The following is a 17276-nucleotide window of genomic DNA, read 5'->3' on the forward strand; positions in this document are numbered from 1 at the left end:
TTGGGTGGCCGCTTTCGATCGGAATCGCTGGCCGCCTTCCGTCGGAATCGGTGGCCGCTTTGCCTCGGATTCCGCAGTAATGGTCATCGAACCACTTCCAATAGATTGCCTTGTCTTCTTGCTTGTACGGTGGCGGGCGTTCGCCATTGTCGGCTAAGAGCTTGTCGAAGAAAGTGACGACCTTTCCGTTCGTGAATTCGGCCGCCATCGGGATGAACTTCGTACGCTTTGGAAAGTCGATAAAAACCAACGGGCGAGGCACCGTCAGTCCAACCTCTCCCGCCTGCCAAGCGGCCACGTCGGAGTTGCTGCCAAACAGCAATTGCTCAGGATCGCCAGAGGCCTATATCTCATCTGGCTCGGGATTAAGGCGTGGCGCGAGACAAGCGTCGATCCGATAGAATTGCAGACGACAGATGCGCATTCTGCTTTTCGCCAGGGCATCGTCGTAGAGGCGCTCAACCCCAAGACAGCCGCATGCTTTCTCGTGTTCATCCCGCAACTCGTCGACCCATCTGGGAGTGTCAGCATGCAGTTCATCGTCCTGGGCTCATTTCGCTCGCACTCAACACGAGCGTAGACCTGATTGTGACCTATTGGGGACAGAAGACGAGGGATGGCTTTTGCAAAAAAGGCCCTCATTCTTCGTTCAGGCGCGACAGGCATCAGGCGCCATCATCTGCGGGCTGGGGCCAACGCTACTCTTCGCACGGCGCACGAGTTCACGCTGCCGAATTTCCGCGCTCGAATAGCGCGCAGAGTCTCCATTCGGCTACGAAGGACGCCTTGCCATCGGAGGTCCTTGCTTCACCGTGCAACGGGATCACGACCAGCGTCGATGCTGGTTCGACTTCGGCCGCGCTTTGGCCGTCCGGGCCGGCAGAACATGAAGGCACGCATCAACCGGCTGGGAGCAAGGCCCGCCACTGCAATCCAACGCGCTTGCCTCTGCTGCCTTTTGCTTTCGTGCTGCTGGATCTGGGTACGTGATGAGGACCGAGTTCGTGTCCACGGCCTAGAAATCGTCATCCTTCCTCGTGCTCAAAACGGGGAGTGCAGCCGGGAACGGGTGAGCGATGGCCGCAACGCCCTCCTGCCGGATCTTCAAACATCAGCATCACCCGCCCGATCCTGAGCACCGTCGGGGTCGTCATCGAGAGCGGCCTCCCATTTCTTGCGGATTAGCGAGAAGGCGTGACATCGCTGGGATTGCCGCTAGTGTTTCGGCAAGCGCATCGCCGCGATGCTTAGATCGGCGCCAACTCGAACCATGTTGCTTCTTAACCATCGCACTGACCACCGGGCGCCTTTGGATAGTGCGGATGCCAACATGCTGAGTCGCGAAGCTGCGTGCGAGGTGGAGCGGTTTCTTGATATCGCAATGGCCACAAGGAAACAGCGCTGATTTCCTTGCCGGGCCTCGCCCACGAGATTGGCGTGGGCTCGGTCCAAGTCAACGACGAGGGTCACCGGCTCGGGCTTGGCAGTTTCAAGGCTTTGGGCGGCTCCTATGCCGTCATCCGGCTCGTCTTAGAAGCAGCAACTCCGCGCCTCGGCAGGGCTGTTGACATCTCGGAGCTTCACGCACCTGAGGTGAAGGCCGTAGCACGGGGGATGACGGTATCCTGCGCCAACGGACGGCAATCATGGCAGGTCCGTAACGCACGGCGCTCAGCTCGTGGGGGCGAACTGCGCTATATTCATTCACTCGGGCGTCAGCGATCAGCGTAGCGCAGCAATCGTCCCACATGGCGCGCAGATGATCCGCGTCAGCGGCAACTACGATGACTCCGTTGCCGAAGCATCCCGAGTTGCCGCAGAGAACGGCTGAATCACGGTGTCTGACAGGTCCTGGCCGGGCTATCCCTCGTCTGGTAATGCAGGGATCTCCGCGCTCCTGACTGAAGCACTACGACAGTTGCCCGAACCTCCGACCCACGTCTTCGTCCAGTCAGGAGTCGGTGGACTTGCCGCAGCGGTCTTGGACATTTTTCGGTGTCGTTAGGTGATAGTCGCCCGTCCTTCACGGTTGTCGATCCATCGCGCGCAGCGTGCCTGTTTGAAAGCGCTCGAACCGGGCATTGCGTCAAGGTAGCTCATGGGCAGCCGACAGTGATGGCGATGCTAGAGTGCTACGAACCTTCGCTCGTCGCTTGGCGCATCCTTTCGCGCGCAGCCGACGCTTTTATGATTGTCGATGACGAGGAGGCCGTCGGGGTTATGAACCGTTTGGCCAATCCCCGGGACGGTGATCCGGCTATCGTTGCAGGCGAAAGTGGCGGGGTTGGTCTGGCAGGGTTGCTGAAAGTTGCGGCCGATTCGACCTCGCGCGCTTGACTGGTCTTGAACCTGACGCACGGGTCTTCCTCATCAATACCAAGGGCGCGACGGATCCTGGCGCTTACGAACAGTTCGTGGGTCAGTCTCTGTCGCAAGTGGTCAGGAGAAGCTTGGAGGCCTAGACGCTCATGATCCGCGGCCCGTTCGGTGAACTCGTGACGGGGACGAAAGCCCAAGAGAAGGCCAAGAACGAAGGCATCCAGCGATTGATCCTTCGATTGAAATCCGCCGCAGATTTCTGCTTCCAACGAGGCCCGTACGCACGTTTTCGGCACAAAAGGCATGGCTTTGCCGTCTTGCCGCACAACAAGCGCTATGACTTTGGCGCTTTGCAGTCCAACCGCGTTCGCCTCATCGAATGATACAACAGCTTCATTTTCTTCTTGATTCGGCACACCGGCTATGAGCCGTTTCATAATTGCGATACAGCTCTCCGAGAAATCTGTCGAGATGCGTGGACTCCTGATCGTTCTCACGGCTTTCGCGATCATATTGGCGGCACGCGGCCACCACCAAAGCGCGTTCATGCCGCGCCCGACGGCACCCATGCCACCCGTCAATGTGCCCTAACGCCACGAGGTCTGTCTGGTACGCGGTTGCCTGCGAGCGAACGCAGGGCAGATCGGGCCGGCAACAAGGGACTGCTAGGCTGATTTCGGCGCATTCTTCAGATAGACGACAGCGCGACGTCCCGCAGAGGTCAGCTCCCCCAGAGTCGTTTTTCCCGCCCGCACCGCTTGGATCAGTTGCTCAGCGACATACCGACGGCTCTCGTGGTCACCGCCATTCGGCAGTCCCGCACAGACCTGATCCAAGACCAGGCCCATATTCGCTTGAACCTCTCCCGTAAATTCGCTCACGCTCCATCTCTCCTTTCGAGGGATAATGCGATAAGGCTAGTGCCCTCTTTGCACTCGGTATAGCGCACATTTGTCGAGCGGTTAAAAGCCTCTCGCGTGCAGAAGTGAATTCATGGTTTGACGCGGCTTGGTATCCTCGCAATTCGCGCGGCGCTTGCGTTCGAAACGATCGCGCCGCGTTCGAATCGTCTCATTGCGAGGAGGACGGAATCGTAACGTACGGCTCGGATTTCCGGGCTCTCGCCAACCGCATTTCCCTGAGCGAGCCTCACGCGGGCGCTATGGTCCTCACATGGGCGGCCATGGCCCTCTGGTTCGGCGCGGGCGGCCGTTGCGCCGCAGTTCACGCGAGACTGTCGAATCAGCCCGCCCGAGGCGACGTCCAATCTGTTGGATCGATTGGCCCTGCACCTTGAGAGGCGCAATCTCTTCGCGCTCTACCAATGAGAGCTATTGCCCCGAGACAGCTTTTGCCGAAGATCTGAACATCGCTGGTGGCATGTCGCCCGCCTTTCGGAATAATCTGCTTCCGCGGTAGGTCGAGGGGGCGATCGGCAACATCTTGCAGATCGGCTCGACCCCACGCGCCGCACGATCATCGTCGATGCGATCATGGCTTGGACCAGCGCTCGAGCTCCGCCGTCGCAAAATAGGCGCTTGCCTTGCGCAGGATCTCGTTTGGCTGGCGACGCTCGCGGTTCTTCCGGTCCGGAGCCTTGGGCTTCTCGGCCAGCTCGGTCGGAACGCCGGCCCGCTGCCCACTGTCGATCTCGACCTTCTTGACTCAGTCATGCAAGGTCTGCGCGTGCAGCCGATCTTGGCCGCAATGGAAGTCACCGTCGTCCAGCGCGAGACCTGTGCTCGTTGGCCTGATACAGAGCTATACGAACCCCTCGGTCTCGGGCCTCGGGTGAACATTTGTCGTCGTCTTTGCTTGTCATGGCTCCACCTTCTCAAGACTTGGAGCCTCCGCCAAACCCGCGGCGGCGGTTCAGATGGGCGCTCAATCCTGCAAGCGCTCAAACGCTGACGGCACGATTGAGTGAGTTTTGCTGCCAAGATGCTCTGGTCTACTCAGCTTCTGGCGGAGCGATCCGTTTGCAACCACGAGAGCACAAAACGAGGATGCCCGCCGGAACGCGGCGAACTGTCGCTCGATCTTGCTGGAAAAGTGCGCTCTGCCCCGAGACCAGGAGGAATTATGCGGCTCATTTTGGCCAGAAAGGGAAGCGGAGCGGCGTTTGCCGATCTCTATTCCTCCCCGCAGAGGTCGTTCATGGGCAGTCATGATCTTGTCTCCAGCAGTTTCCTCGGGCTGACCGCAGCCGGATTTGCGCTACTCTGCTCGAGCCTGCTTGTCCTCGTCTTCACATGAAGTGAGCCCCCCTCGTATGGCCCGTCTGGTCATTCAGTTCATCGACTGGACGGACTGCTTCCCTACACTTTGAAAGGCTGGCACGGCTCCAGCAGGCCGTGATGAGTATCGTAGCCGCCCGGCCGAAATCCTCGACGCGATAGCGGCCCCTGCCCGCAACCTTCGAAACAACCGTAAGCCCGTCACGCAACGTCGGTGAACTTACCTAGAGAACTGGTCTCCAGAAAGTCGTTGTCCCAACCGCCGGCTCTGAACGGCATGACAGTGTTGAAGGTCGGCCGCAGCCGAGACTAACCTGGGATCTGCACCGGCAGTGCGGAATAACCGTGCACAAAATTCGATTGAACTCGCTCCGGTTCGCCGACCACATTTACCTCCAAACATCGATTCAGCATCTCCTCCCACAGGATTTTCAGCTGCAGCTCGGCAAGGCGCCTACCCACGCAGCGATGAATCCCAAATCCGAAAGAGAGATGTTGCCGTACATTTTCCCGATCGATGATGAAGCTGTTGGCTCTCGCAATGACCTCGTCATCTCGGTTGCCAGAGATGTACCACATCACAACTTTGTCGCCTCGCCTGATTCGCTTGTGGCCTATCATGAAATCGTCCACAGCGGTCCGGCGCATGTGTGCAATGGGGGTTTGGTATCGTATAATCTCGGATACCGCGCCGGACACCAGCGAAGCATCATCCCGGAGTTTTCGCATTTCGGATGGATTTTGGCTCATGAACAAGACGCCCCCGGTAATTGAGTTGCGCGTAGTATCGTTACCTCCAACAATCAGCAGAATGAGGTTGCCCAGGAACTCGAGGGGCTCCATGTTTCGGGTCGCCGGTGAATGCGCCATCATCGAGATCAGGTCACCGCGCGGCTCACAATTGACCCGTTCGCTCCAAAGCCGCGTAAAATAGTCCAGGCACTCCGACAGCACCACCTTTCGCTTTTCCCAGCTGTCGATCTGGTCGCCCATTTGTGGAGTCAAGGCAGCTACGTCCGACCAGTAGGTCAGCAACCACCGATCCTGAAATGGAAAATCGAACAGCGTGGCCAGCATTTGGGTCGTCAACTCGATCGAGACCCTGTCGACCCAGTTGAAGGTATCGTTGCGCGGCAAACCGTCCAAAATCTTCTGAACCCGCGAGCGGATCAAGCCTTCAAGATTTGCCAAGTTCTCCGATGCCGCTATCGGACTGATAGTCTTACGTTGCTGAGCATGGAGAGGAGGATTCATTTTGATAAAACTGGGGGTCCAATACTCCTCCGGCGGGTCGACTATTGTGACGCTTCGCTCTGATGAGAATGTTGTGTGATTTGAGTCCACGGCTATGATGTCGCGGTATTTTGTTATCGACCAATATGGTCCGTATGGGCTGTTTTCGCAATAATGGACGGGATCTTCCCTTCGCAGCCGCTCGAAATAAGGCCAAACGGTATCATCCTCGAAGCGCTTGGGTTCGCTTACATCAAGGCGGCTCAGCGGGATATCAGTGCTCTCGCAGGCGCTTTCTGTCGATAACGCTGTCATGATTGTCTCGCTGACATTGGCTTGCACTTTTGCTGGATCAGCTGAGTGCGCTGTCTAGAGTTCCGGGCAAGCGCGCTCGAAACACGACGAGCTTGGGCGGTGCACTAACGATGTGTCACGCATGTTCATGGCTGGACTTCGCGCGAGCTCCGAAATCTGAAATCATGTTACGGACTTTGGTTCGGTCCCTGTCGACGAAGAATAATGGAAAGGCGAGCGAAGCTCCCCTATCAGGATTGGGAGGCGCGCGAACGTGCCCTTTGTGGTAGTCAACATCAAGCCGCAAGCACTCGCAGCTGTGGCACCCAGCCGCTTATCGTCATTTTCTCGGGCAGGCAGCCCCTTTGCCACTCGACCACTTACATTGCCGAGGCGACGGACGTCCGAACTGGCAACAAAGTATCTTCCATGCGCTGGAATAGAAGAGAATTGGCACAGCTGAAACAGCTCTGGTCCGAGGGACAGAGTGCCGCGCAGATCGCGGTTCATCTCGAGTGCAGTCGCAACGCCGTCTGCGGCAGGCCGACTCGGTTGGGTCTCACTCGAGGTCACAAGCCACCAACAGCACAAAACCCAAGATTAGATCGGTGCCCAAGCGAGCGCCGACGTTGATGGCTGCCCGCCGCGATCGCGTCCGAAAGAAGCTGCCGCAAAAGGCGCTAAAAACGCGGCCTCAGGAAATGAGCAAGCGGCAGCTTTACGCAATCCTAGCTGAGGCGGTCAGGAATACCGTCTAGAGCTATCGGCGCCGCGATCTCCCGGGTCTAGGCCGCCGTAGTCGGTTCATTCGGGCTATTTGGTTTCGCGATTTGTGCCTATCCGACGAACAGTGGCGTCCAGTAGAACGTTCGCGGCAGGAGGGCTCGATCGTACATCAAGTCATCCAATCTCAAGAGGCCGGATGCGCAGAATTGGAGAGAAGAGAGCGTTCTGCTTACTGAGCCTCGTTTTCCGGGTATGCGTTTTGGGGAAGCGCCCGCCGTCCTAGTTTGCGCGGTGTTCGGAACTTTCGGCACACCGCGCCCAACGAACTACACGAGCCCGGGTGAAGCCGCTTGATCCTCAACCACTTTCGATATCTGCGACCGGCGTGTGGAGAGCTGGACTGGGACTAAACACTCGGCAAATCATCGAGGTACGACGTGTCCGGGGGTGAGCCCGGTGGCCCTCCGACTGTGATCGGACCTTCTGGGTTTAGAGGAAGGCGCGAGTTTTCTCGCCGGCTTCGATAGGTTTGAGCTGACGGCGGAGATGAAACGGAAGAAGGTGAAGCGGTGAGTACCAGATAGCTCCACTATTCGATCGCTCGCCTGTTCTCCCGAAAGAACCTCCGATAAAATCGCCTGTCGTCGGGCGGCGCTATGCTTAGCGTTGGAGCGGCTTGACGAGCTGCCCTCGCGGGATATTGCCTGACGTCGTTTAAAAGGTCGGCTCCTGTGGTGCGCAGACACACGAAAACGGCTACCACCAACGTAGGTGCCTTGACGTCTGCGCAAAACCGGCGGCGCCTCTGAGCCGGCCGGCTGTTCAATTGCACCCATCCGTTCTCGCTCACCTACCCGGCTCATTTCGTCACGCCAGCTGCGCGAGAGCCGCCGACAGGAAACGTTTCGCTCGTAGCGATATTGCCGCCGAGTAACGGACGCATGAAAGGACTTCTTCTGCGAGGGATCCATGAAGACGCCCACCGACAATCCCTTCAGTGGCGAATTTCACTACATACCGGGACGGAGCCAAGCGGACCCATTATTCCTGGACCGATGGGGAATACGCCACGCAGAATCAACTACCAACCTTGTCAGTTGACGGAGAATACGGGACCGTATCAATGTTGGTCATTGAACCTCGCACGAGTCAAATCGTGGAGCAGTTCGAGGTCTAGCAGCTTAAACGGCCCTGGTGGGTGTCTCGTTGCCGAAGATCAAAGATTATCGAGGCGGACGAATTGGGGACCCCGCCGTGGCTGTGTTGATTCGAGTATCTCGCTTGCAGAACTTGTTCTCTGTGTCCGAGGGGAGCGGATCGTCATCCGACAGCGCGTTTCTTCCGCAGATCGGCCGTCACGCAAGCTCCCAATTGCCTAGCGACAGTCCCGATCGCCCTTGGCAAGCAAAGGGATGCAGGACAATTCGCTTGCGACGTAAAACTTCGTAAACATGGGATAACAATCCTTGCAGACCTCGATCTTAAGCAAGTATTACGATGCTCGCCTTCCTTGGTACACCATCTATCCAACTGTAGCCCAGTTCTCCAAATCAGTCGGCGGCGACGCCTGTGAGAGATGGCTGCAGCAGCTGTCGCTTGATCAATCGGTGTCGCTCTATTTCCACATTCCGTTCTGTCGATCGATTTGCTGGTATTGTGGCTTCGCTCGAAGCATCACTCGCCGGCATTCTCCTATCCTCGACTTTTTGGGGGTTCTTCGTAAGGAGATCGATTTGGTCGCGGCGCAGGTTGCGCAACCGCTGCCTGTGAGCGACGTCCACTTCGGCGGTGGAACGCCGACCCTCATCGAGCCAACGGAATTCCGCCGGTTGATGGAGCTTCTGCGCCGACGCTTTGCCATTTCGAACACGGCCGCCATTGCTGTTGAGATCGACCCGCGCACGTTCACGCTCGCCACATGCGAAGGATTGGCGGCTGCCGGCGTGAACCGCGCGAGCCTCGGCGTCCAGAGCTTCGATCCAATTGTCCAAAAAGCCATCAACCGGGTCCAGAGTGAGGCACAAACAGAGCGCGTTGTCCAGGCGCTGCGGCAGCATGGAATAATGCGCGTCAACTTCGACCTCATCTACGGGCTGCCAAATCAGACGGTGCAGTCCTGCGTTCAGACCGCGACAACGGCGCTGGCAATGCGACCAGACCGGCTTGCGGTGTTCGGCTACGCGCACGTTCCTTCCTTCAAGAAGAATCAGCGCCTGATCGACGAGGCAGCGCTGCCAGACAGTCATGCCCGGGCAGAACAAGCAGCCGCGATGGCCAATACACTGACTGCAGCGGGCTACCGCCAGATCGGACTCGACCATTTCGCCTTGCCGCAGGATGAGCTCGCGCTGGCGCAGAAAGCCGGTCGCCTGCGGCGGAATTCACTCGGTTACTCCGCCGACACCTGCAATAAAGTGATCGGCTTCGGACCGTCGGCGATCGGCCGGCTTGGCGAGGGTTACGTCCAGAACGAAGTTACAGCGGGTTCCTACACCGGCCAAATCAACGCCGGCCGTCTGGCGACGTCAAAGGGCTACTGTCTCAGCCTTGAAGACCGCGTCCGGGCCGCGATCATTGAGCGGCTAATGTGCGATTTCGAGGTGGACGTGCCGGCAATTTGCGCTGCTCATGGATTTGACCCGGTCGGTTTGCTCGGTTCAGGCGAACGCTTGGCAATGCTCGCTGAGGATGGGATCGTCGAAATGGAAAAGGGAGTCCTCCGCGTGAGGCTGGAGCATCGTTTTCTCACCCGGGCTGTGGCAGCCGCATTCGATTGTTTCATCGCGCCCCCCCTCTGTTCAGACCAGCCAACGCAATGATTGGATCAAATGAATCACGTTTTGCTGCACGCGCCAGGAAGCCTGAGGAATGCGGTCGCTCACCTGGCACACTCACAACCAGCTCCAGTTCGATCAACGACGCCGTGCGAAGCTGTGGGGCGGAGAGTCGCCCTGACCCGCGCCGCGAAGACAAGCTGGACGCACTACTGCCGGGAAATGGACGCCCCGACAACAACGCTCCTCGCTCAAAAGCAGCGTGACCCTACATCTCGACAAGTTTCATCCCATCACCGCCATTAGCCGTGTAGAAAGACCTCGATGGGGACGACGACTGGTTGCGCGACGCGGCCAACCAACTGGAGATCGAGAAGAGATCATCTTATGTCGTCGGAGATGATGCCATCTCGACGTTTAGGGACTTCCGGATCGAAAACCCTGATTGAGCCCGTCCGGGTGGACAAGGACATCTGACCCTTGGCTCCGGCGGTGGCCGCCGAAATCATGCGTGATACGGCGCAAAGGATATTCGAGCGCCACAACTACAACCAGATCCGGCGGGATCACCGTCTTCGAAAAGATCGTTCCCTGTAAGAGCTTCGCGCGACGTGGATCGAAGCGAACGCCTAGAATTCACCCGCCCACGCTGCGATACCGATCGCCGTGAACGCCGGGGCTGTGGAGTCGAGCGACACATTAGCTACGATTCACGCAGCGACAGCCGACCTCCCGCTCAGTCAACTACCAAACCTAGCAATTGATAGAGACGACGGGCACATGCCAGTCAGTGGCGGTGAAATTCGCTCGGGCCACATAAGAAGTCGCCGCGCGATATAGATTTCATCGATCAATGGAGCTGATGAATGTCTTGCCTCGTCGTCCCCAGGTATCCAACTGTCTCCAATCGTGCCCTCCATCTTCCCCTAAGAGCCACTCGAGGGTTTGTGGCGGCGAGCTTACGGGCCGCCAAGGATGTTAGCCCCTTCTGCCTGCCCGTGCTTCATCCCATCGACCGAGCAGCGAGCGGCGTTTCTTGGATCGGGCGTGTTGTTCTGCCAGCCCCGCTATTGCCGTTGCTCTCTGTTGAAAACTATTTCCTTCGTTTTGGCAGCGGGTTTGTCGCAAGGTTCCTGGGCTCCGTGTATCGGCCACCAATCTCTTGCTAGCGAACGCACACACCGAGCAGCCCGCTAATGTTTCGACCCCCTCCAGCAGAAGCTCGCCTTGATTAGCGATCGAGCGACTGGGTTGTTTTGCGCTGTGTACCCACCCGTAGGCCAAGCGGCGCCGCTGTGGTGATAGCGCGCAAGGTGGGTCTCGCTGAGATAGAGAGGCCGCCTGGTGTCAAGCGTCTCCCACCACATTGAGGGACAAGATTTGACATCCGCTCTAAGGCCGTCAGGTGGAAGTGCACTTTATTCAAATCGATGAGCGCGAAACTCACCATGCATCGTTGCGTTATAACGCCGCTATCCACGCAAGCATACCTGGCTGGCGTCGTTGCTTTCATGTCTGGACCAACTGCGAAGCCACGAGGTCGTATTGTCCTTTGTCTGATAGCTAGTCTCGCCAGCAGTTCGGCGGCGCCGAGTCGCGAGATCTCTGGCCCAAGAAGCCCCAGCCCCGATGAGCTCGATGAGGCAACAAGCAGAACAATTTCGGATCCGGCCATCACATTCCGAAGCGGGCGGCCCAAGGGAGCAGCGCGCCTTTCTAGGAGCTCCTTGCCAAAAACAGCTTCGACCACAATTAAGCGCGACGTTGCCATGGAGACGGCCAAGAGCAGAATTGAAAAGCCGATCGACCCATTCGCAAAATTCGAGAAGCTTCGCGAAAGAGGTGGCGCTTTCACTGCTCCTGGTCCTGCGGACACGATAGATCAGGATACAGCTTCTCTCAGATCCCAATTTTCGGATCTCGGGATTGGATTTGCTGGCTGGACGCTAAACACGTTTGTCGACAATGAACTCGGCAATGCCGCCAGAAGCACCATCGCCAATCAGCAATATGTCGGCCAGAATCCGACATTTAGTACGGTCAACTCTATGATCGTGACTTATGACCTCGCTCGGCTTGGAATTCCCGATGGTCAGATCGTGGTTGGAGCCGAGCATCAACACTGGACATGGCAGAGCGCTGGGCCAGATCGGCTGGGCCTCAATGCAGTTTCTTACTATCAAACGTTATTCGACAGAAGGATCGAACTCAAAGTGGGCTACCTCAGGAACCAACATGAGTTTGCAGGCGCTGGAGACAAAGTGTTCGGACCCTCATCGAAAATGCTGTTCCAAGCTGGCATGAGCAACAATTGGGCGCCAACGCCGGCTCTTAATCTGAAGTACAATTTTGATGATCGCCTATATAACAAGCTCTCAATCCAGCGCTCGGTCAGTCCAGCAGGACAATATGCGCATGTAAGCGAGAATCCCACTGGTTTGAACTGGAGCACGCGCGACGCAGGCATTCTTTTGCTTGATGAGCTTTCCTACAGGAACAAGCCTACTCCGGGTGTAATGGAGACTTGGCTGCGGGCTGGCGCGGGCTTCAACAACAGCAGCTACACGGACCTGCAGCATCCGACAGAAGCGGCGACCAAGGCCAACAGCGTCTACTATGTAGGTGCGGACAGGCAATTCTGGCAGTCTGCCGTCCACGGCTCGGCATCTCGCGGAGTCCATGGCGGGCTCTCTGCAATGTATGCTCCGCCTGACCTAAATAGAGCTAGTCAATACTACGAGATTCGCCTTTATGCGAAGGGCCTATTGGACAGCCGGCCCACAGATCAGATGAGTCTTGTTGTCAGCAATACCATCTGGAGCCATGTCGCGGTGGACGCTGCACTGGCAAAAGAACAGCTGGCGCACCGCGACAGTACTGCAATTTCAGGACTGTACACGGCGCATCTGGCGCCCGGGATATATACAACCGTAGGACTGACCTACATCAATCACCCGACAAGCATTACCTACACACCGCAAACCGGACACGCTCTGAATATGTTAGTATCTACGTCGGTATTCTTCTAAGGGCTCAGGACTGGGCGTGAATTCACCGGCATGTCGTCGAAATCACAATCGTTCCCTTTCAACGGCTTGGGGCCGGTCATCGCGGCGTTTTGCTATCTCTGTGCTCCTGGCGCGAGGCCGGGTACCGCGTGAATTTAGGCATGTCCAAGGTAGCCTGCTGTTGGGAATGGTAGCTTGGAGCCTTTGCTGACTCGGTCTACGAGCGATAGACCGGCGCCGTATCGTGCAAAAGTCGTATCCTCTTGCGGAGCGACATTGTTTCACGTTAGCTGCTCCTGCAGCTCGTCAGACTCGCGTCCGAGCTCTTACTCTGCCATGACAACGCCGAGATCGTGCCCTCGGAGATTCCCGCGACGAGACTTGGTAAGTGGAACCGCGACACAGATGCCAAAATTCAGCCAGCTCCGGCAATCGCGCTCTGTCTGTCCGACGGTCGTGCCGTCGTCCGAAAGGCGATGCGCAAGGTCGGCGGAAACGCACCCCCTTCCGTGGGAAAGTCAACCGGACGCGGCCGGATGACTCGCGCCACTCGGCGCTGAATCATTTTCGGCCGGACGAGATGAGCTTGAGCATCTTACTTCAGCAAGTAGGTCGCCTCTCGGGTCTGCGCGCGCGTTAGCTCCTCCCATCCAATTGCGCGTGGCGTTCTGCTCGGCTTAACTTCTCTTCGCAAACATCTATTCGCGCGAACATGCGACAAGGCCAGTGCAATTATGTGAATTTGCCGCGCACTGCTAGGCAACTTTCGTGGACGGGTGCTTCGTCATCTTGAGGCGCGTCACACTGCATCGACCATCGACACTGACGGGCGCGTCACCATCGAGTGTGGCACGATGAACGACGCGATGCTGGTCACCGTAATCGTTAACGGCATAATGCTGTGTTGCGCGGTTGTCCCAAATCGCGACATCGCCTTCTTTCCAGGTCCAGCGCACGGTATTTTCGGGCGCCGTGATATAGGACTGGAATAGTTGAAACAGCTTCTGGCTGTCGCGTTTTCGGATATCAATAAACCTTTGCACCAGATCGCCGAGCACCAGCGCGCGCTCGCCGGTCTCGGGATGTACACGGACCACCGGATGCTCCGTCTCATAGATTGTTTTGGTAAAGACCTCATCAAAATGCTTCTGATCGATATCGCGAACACGGCAGGTCCCGGCGTAGTCGAAGGCGTTGCTGTGAACGGTCCAGAGTTCGTCGGCAAGCCGTTGGAGCGGCCGCGGCAGATCCAGGTAGGCCGCCACAGCATTCGACCAAATCGTATCGCCGCCGGACGATGGGATCACAATAGCTCGCAGCACCGCAGCTTTGGGATAAGCCGCTAGAAAGGTTCCATCGGTGTGCCATACATCGGCTCGGCTACCTCCACGCGCGGAATCAAGCTCGAGGATCGAGGTCGTTCCATTGATCGTACCGAGTGTGGGATGCGGCACCAGCTTTCCCAAACAAGCGGCAAAGCGCTCCTGCTCCGCGTCATCAAGATGCCGCTGATCGCGGAAGAAGATCACTTTATGTTCGAGCAGCAGGCTATTGATTGCAGCGACGGTTTGGCTCGGCAAATCACCCGAAAGTTTGATATCTCTGATTTCAACACCGATGCGCGCGGCGCGCTTGACGACGTCGGTCGCTGGAATGACACGCTCGGTCGAAGCCGTTTCTTTCATTGCAATTTTTTCCAAGTTTTGCGGATTGTTCAAGCAGACGAGGGTGCATCTCACTCGCTTTCGATGACGAGCCTCGCGCTGCGGGTACTCTTGAGCAAGCACCATGCCAGTCGGACACGAGCTGTGAACGTCAGGTTGATGATCCGAACAGCTTGCCAGGAGCTCGATGGCACCTCCAATCCTCTTGCAATCCGAACCCGCAAATACACCAGAGGTGAAAACTCTGAGGCTACCGCCTCGGTCCGGGGCGAAAGGCACGCAATACCGAGAGGAATTGTACCGCTCGGTACCCGAACAGAAACGCGCCATACGGCCTTCGTGCAACTTTGAGCAGCGAGCCGTGCGTGCCGTTCTCGTCAAGTATGGCACCTGCCCAACTGTTTGCAGCAATCGGCCAAATACGGGCCGCGTCTGCGAACGAGCCATCACCGGCTCTGAAGGTGTCCGGGACCTGCCCTGGCGGCGATCACTACCGGAACTTCATCCGCTGGAAATGGAAGAGAAATAGATGACCTTGGAAGAGACCCAAACGATTGAACTACGGTTTCATCCAGGCGAAAGCCATTGACCCGCGGCACTGGGATCGCGATGTTCTCGATGCACCGACGTCCGAGGGCGGTGAGGCAGATGCTCGGCATTGTCCCGGTGGCTTTGCCTAAGACGGCAAAGATATGTCCACTACCGGTCGTTAAAGGTGTTTCAATGTTGTCGAAGTAATTACCCTCGACGAGTGCTTGCACAGATGATCCAGCAACCACTGCATGGAAAACTCCGCAGCTGTGTTGCGCATTCGTGTTGTGGAAGTAATTGTTAACGAGATGGATAATGGCCTGCGCACCGTCAATGTGCGGCTGATATCAATGAAGGCGTGATATTTGCCGGTGATGCTATTTCAATTGCACGAGCCGACCTGGTGTGGATCGATCACAACCGATTTCACAATATCGGGCGTCAGATGATTGTCGGCGGCTTTTTCCCCACGACGAATATTACGCTTTCCTGGAACGACTTCGATGGCAGCGATGTCTATTCCTCCTATTCTAACGGGGAGCACTATTGGAACCTCCTGTTTCTTGGTGTCCCGGAGACGATCACTATCGCAAATAACTATTTTCATGAGATCTCGGGGCGGGCCACTGATGGTCAGGTTGCGAATAACGACGTTGCTGACCCCACCCCTTCACTTTGATTGTAGCGGCCGAGCCAATGCCGATCACCGTTTTGTTTGAGCCAATTTCCAGCGGGCGCTTGCCGGCCCTGTCGAATGCGACCGACATCTTCTCCTTGCCATCGCAATGCGCGTCGTTTCCATCGATAAGAAGAAGGGACTCACGCTTGTAAGGTGCCGAACAGGCACGGCCGTATTGGGACCCCTGCCCTTCGCCTCGCCCCTCCGTACCGGTAAAGTCTATGGTTCCGATTACCTGGATCTCGCGCGGACTATCGTCATTGCACTGGCCGAAGCTGTACCACCGACATAACTCATAATTCAGAGCTTGGTTGATCTGACTTGAACTATCTCGCCTCCCAGCCCGCCCGTCGCTGCAGAGCCAAAGCCCATGATGGCCTCCGATCGCACATCGTTCGGTCCGAGGAGGGACGAGACGCCGAGGACGGCAGCAAGTCCGCAGAGCACGTGCAACGAACGCTTGATGTGCTCCATCGTGTGTTTCATAGGCATATGATGCTCTCTCTTACCTCCGCAATTCCGCACAACAACCTGAATTTTTGAGCCTGCTGAACTAGACGGGGCCATCAGCATGCGGCGTTAACGCCATTAAATCGTCGTCAATAAGGCAGGCTGGTAACATCGGAAGCATGCTAAACAACAGTCGAGGTGTGCAGCCGCAGGCACCGTGCCAGATGGAATCGACCTGGGTAGCCATTGAGCGGCTCACGACTGATGAAAACAGCGGTCGATGCTTCGAGAGCGCGGTCAGAATGAAAGCAACATCTTATCCCCGCGTTTCACGTAACGCGCACGGCTCGAAGGCAACGGCGGGACCAGCTTGCAACCGCGCTCTTTGATTTGCGCCTTCGACGCTTGATGGGCTAGCTGCCCTAAGGCCCTGGAATGCAACTACCAAACCTGGCTGTTCCTGTGATCCCGAATGAGGCGTACCGCAGTTCAAATCATGAGACGCCCGGCTTCCGTCGGGCTGCCTGGGAGCTTCACTGATGTACACGCCGTCCTGCTTCCAAGTTCTCGATATCGCCGACCTTCAACAAACAATGCGCGAAGCACGGACAGCGACACTGGTCACCGCCACTCACGAGGGGCTTGTTGGAACGTTGCTGCCCGTAGTACTCGACGAGAGCGCAGGCTCGATGGGCACGATTTACGCGCACGTGGCGCGTGCTAATCCGCAGTGGAAGCTGACACCAACCGGAGAGGCGATGGCAATTTTCGCTGGGGCGGAGGCCTATATCAGCCCTTCATGGTACGTGACCAAGCACGAGAGAGGCGAGGCCGTACCAACGTGGAACTATGTCGCTGTGCATGCCTACGGACAAGTTGAGTTCTTCGAGGATTCCGATCGGCTCCGCGAGGTAGTCACGCGGCTGACCGATGTACATGAGCGTTCAAGCAAAGACCGCTGGGCGGTCTCGGACGCACCTGCCGATTTCATCAAAGCGGAGCTCGAGGGGATTATCGGCCTGCGATTGCAAATTACACGGCTAGATGGCTCACGGAAGATGAGCCAGAACCGCAATGCCGCGGATCGCGCCGGCGTCATCGAGGGCTTATCCAAGAGCAACCGTGAGGAAGACCGTCGTGCGGCTCACCTCATTCCGAAAGGATGACGAACCCGATCGAGGTATTGTAAACGAACCGGTGTCACGTGGACTTCCTCCACTTCCTCGACTGCTGTCCTTCTGCACAACCACGCGCGGGCGGCGGGTTTCTGCTCGCGGCAGGTGCTTTACACAGCACAGGAACGCGCGGCGTCCGCGAGCGGCACCGCGAACGCCAAGCCGCTAGGCCAACTCCAGCTTTTA

At 57.3% G+C, this 17276-nt stretch carries 11 protein-coding genes, 3 pseudogenes and 1 other annotated feature; of the genes and pseudogenes, 8 read left to right on the plus strand and 6 right to left on the minus strand.

All coding sequences use genetic code 11. From position 1 onward, the window contains the following. On the minus strand, positions 1–322 hold a 322-nt coding region (locus tag AC0L30_RS38235; protein WP_473406429.1), incomplete at its 3' end, for a hypothetical protein. Between AC0L30_RS38235 and AC0L30_RS38240 the strand changes: the two genes are divergently transcribed. The 3 genes and pseudogenes from AC0L30_RS38240 to AC0L30_RS38250 all read left to right on the plus strand — a co-directional run bounded on the left by AC0L30_RS38240 (position 323) and on the right by AC0L30_RS38250 (position 2702). Continuing rightward, positions 323–580, plus strand: coding sequence for a LysE family translocator (locus AC0L30_RS38240; RefSeq protein WP_473308810.1), 258 nt, complete (start codon positions 323–325; stop codon positions 578–580). Positions 581–1270: 690 nt separating this feature from the next. Then, a pseudogene (locus tag AC0L30_RS38245) lies at positions 1271–2462 on the plus strand (diaminopropionate ammonia-lyase). Positions 2463–2468: 6 nt separating this feature from the next. Further along, positions 2469–2702, plus strand: coding sequence for a hypothetical protein (locus AC0L30_RS38250; RefSeq protein WP_473308811.1), 234 nt, complete (start codon positions 2469–2471; stop codon positions 2700–2702). Between the two features lie 282 nt (positions 2703–2984). Here the strand turns inward: AC0L30_RS38250 and AC0L30_RS38255 are convergent, their stop codons facing one another. From AC0L30_RS38255 to AC0L30_RS38270, 4 genes and pseudogenes are all read right to left on the minus strand, one after another. Then, positions 2985–3200: a hypothetical protein gene (locus tag AC0L30_RS38255; protein ID WP_085348737.1), complete on the minus strand. Its 216-nt coding sequence runs from the start codon at positions 3198–3200 to the stop codon at positions 2985–2987. A gap of 318 nt (positions 3201–3518) precedes the next feature. Further along, positions 3519–3731: pseudogene (locus AC0L30_RS38260) on the minus strand (helix-turn-helix domain-containing protein); the annotation flags it as partial. Between the two features lie 3 nt (positions 3732–3734). Then, positions 3735–4141, minus strand: a pseudogene (locus AC0L30_RS38265) (transposase); the annotation flags it as partial. Next, positions 3744–3856 (minus strand) — a sequence feature (AL1L pseudoknot). Its footprint overlaps the pseudogene before it by 113 nt. A 724-nt stretch (positions 4142–4865) precedes the next feature. After that, complete coding sequence (locus AC0L30_RS38270; protein WP_473308812.1) at positions 4866–6104, minus strand: cytochrome P450; 1239 nt, start codon at positions 6102–6104, stop codon at positions 4866–4868. Between the two features lie 408 nt (positions 6105–6512). Here AC0L30_RS38270 and AC0L30_RS38275 point away from each other — a divergent pair, with 408 nt between their 5' ends. The 3 genes from AC0L30_RS38275 (at position 6513) to AC0L30_RS38285 (ending at position 12612) form a co-directional block, all read left to right on the plus strand. Further along, positions 6513–6716: a GcrA family cell cycle regulator gene (locus tag AC0L30_RS38275; RefSeq protein WP_473308829.1), complete on the plus strand. Its 204-nt coding sequence runs from the start codon at positions 6513–6515 to the stop codon at positions 6714–6716. A gap of 1559 nt (positions 6717–8275) precedes the next feature. Further along, positions 8276–9628 (plus strand): oxygen-independent coproporphyrinogen III oxidase, encoded by a 1353-nt coding sequence (gene hemN / locus AC0L30_RS38280; protein WP_473406430.1) that lies wholly within the window; start codon positions 8276–8278, stop codon positions 9626–9628. A 1724-nt stretch (positions 9629–11352) separates the two neighbouring features. Continuing rightward, entirely contained in the window at positions 11353–12612 is a 1260-nt protein-coding gene (locus tag AC0L30_RS38285) for a carbohydrate porin (protein ID WP_473308814.1), read from the plus strand. A gap of 734 nt (positions 12613–13346) precedes the next feature. Here AC0L30_RS38285 and AC0L30_RS38290 read toward each other — a convergent pair. Beyond that, positions 13347–14276 (minus strand): TauD/TfdA dioxygenase family protein, encoded by a 930-nt coding sequence (locus AC0L30_RS38290; protein WP_473308815.1) that lies wholly within the window; start codon positions 14274–14276, stop codon positions 13347–13349. A gap of 913 nt (positions 14277–15189) precedes the next feature. Here AC0L30_RS38290 and AC0L30_RS38295 point away from each other — a divergent pair. Both AC0L30_RS38295 and AC0L30_RS38300 read left to right on the plus strand, forming a co-directional pair. Continuing rightward, positions 15190–15465: a polysaccharide lyase domain-containing protein gene (locus AC0L30_RS38295; RefSeq protein WP_473406431.1), complete on the plus strand. Its 276-nt coding sequence runs from the start codon at positions 15190–15192 to the stop codon at positions 15463–15465. A gap of 989 nt (positions 15466–16454) precedes the next feature. Next, the gene (locus tag AC0L30_RS38300) at positions 16455–17081 is read left to right on the plus strand and encodes an FMN-binding negative transcriptional regulator (protein ID WP_473308817.1); all 627 of its coding nucleotides are present in this window, start codon (positions 16455–16457) and stop codon (positions 17079–17081) included. Positions 17082–17276: the final 195 nt, after the last annotated feature.

Source organism: Bradyrhizobium sp. MI1.11 (genome assembly GCF_055811255.1).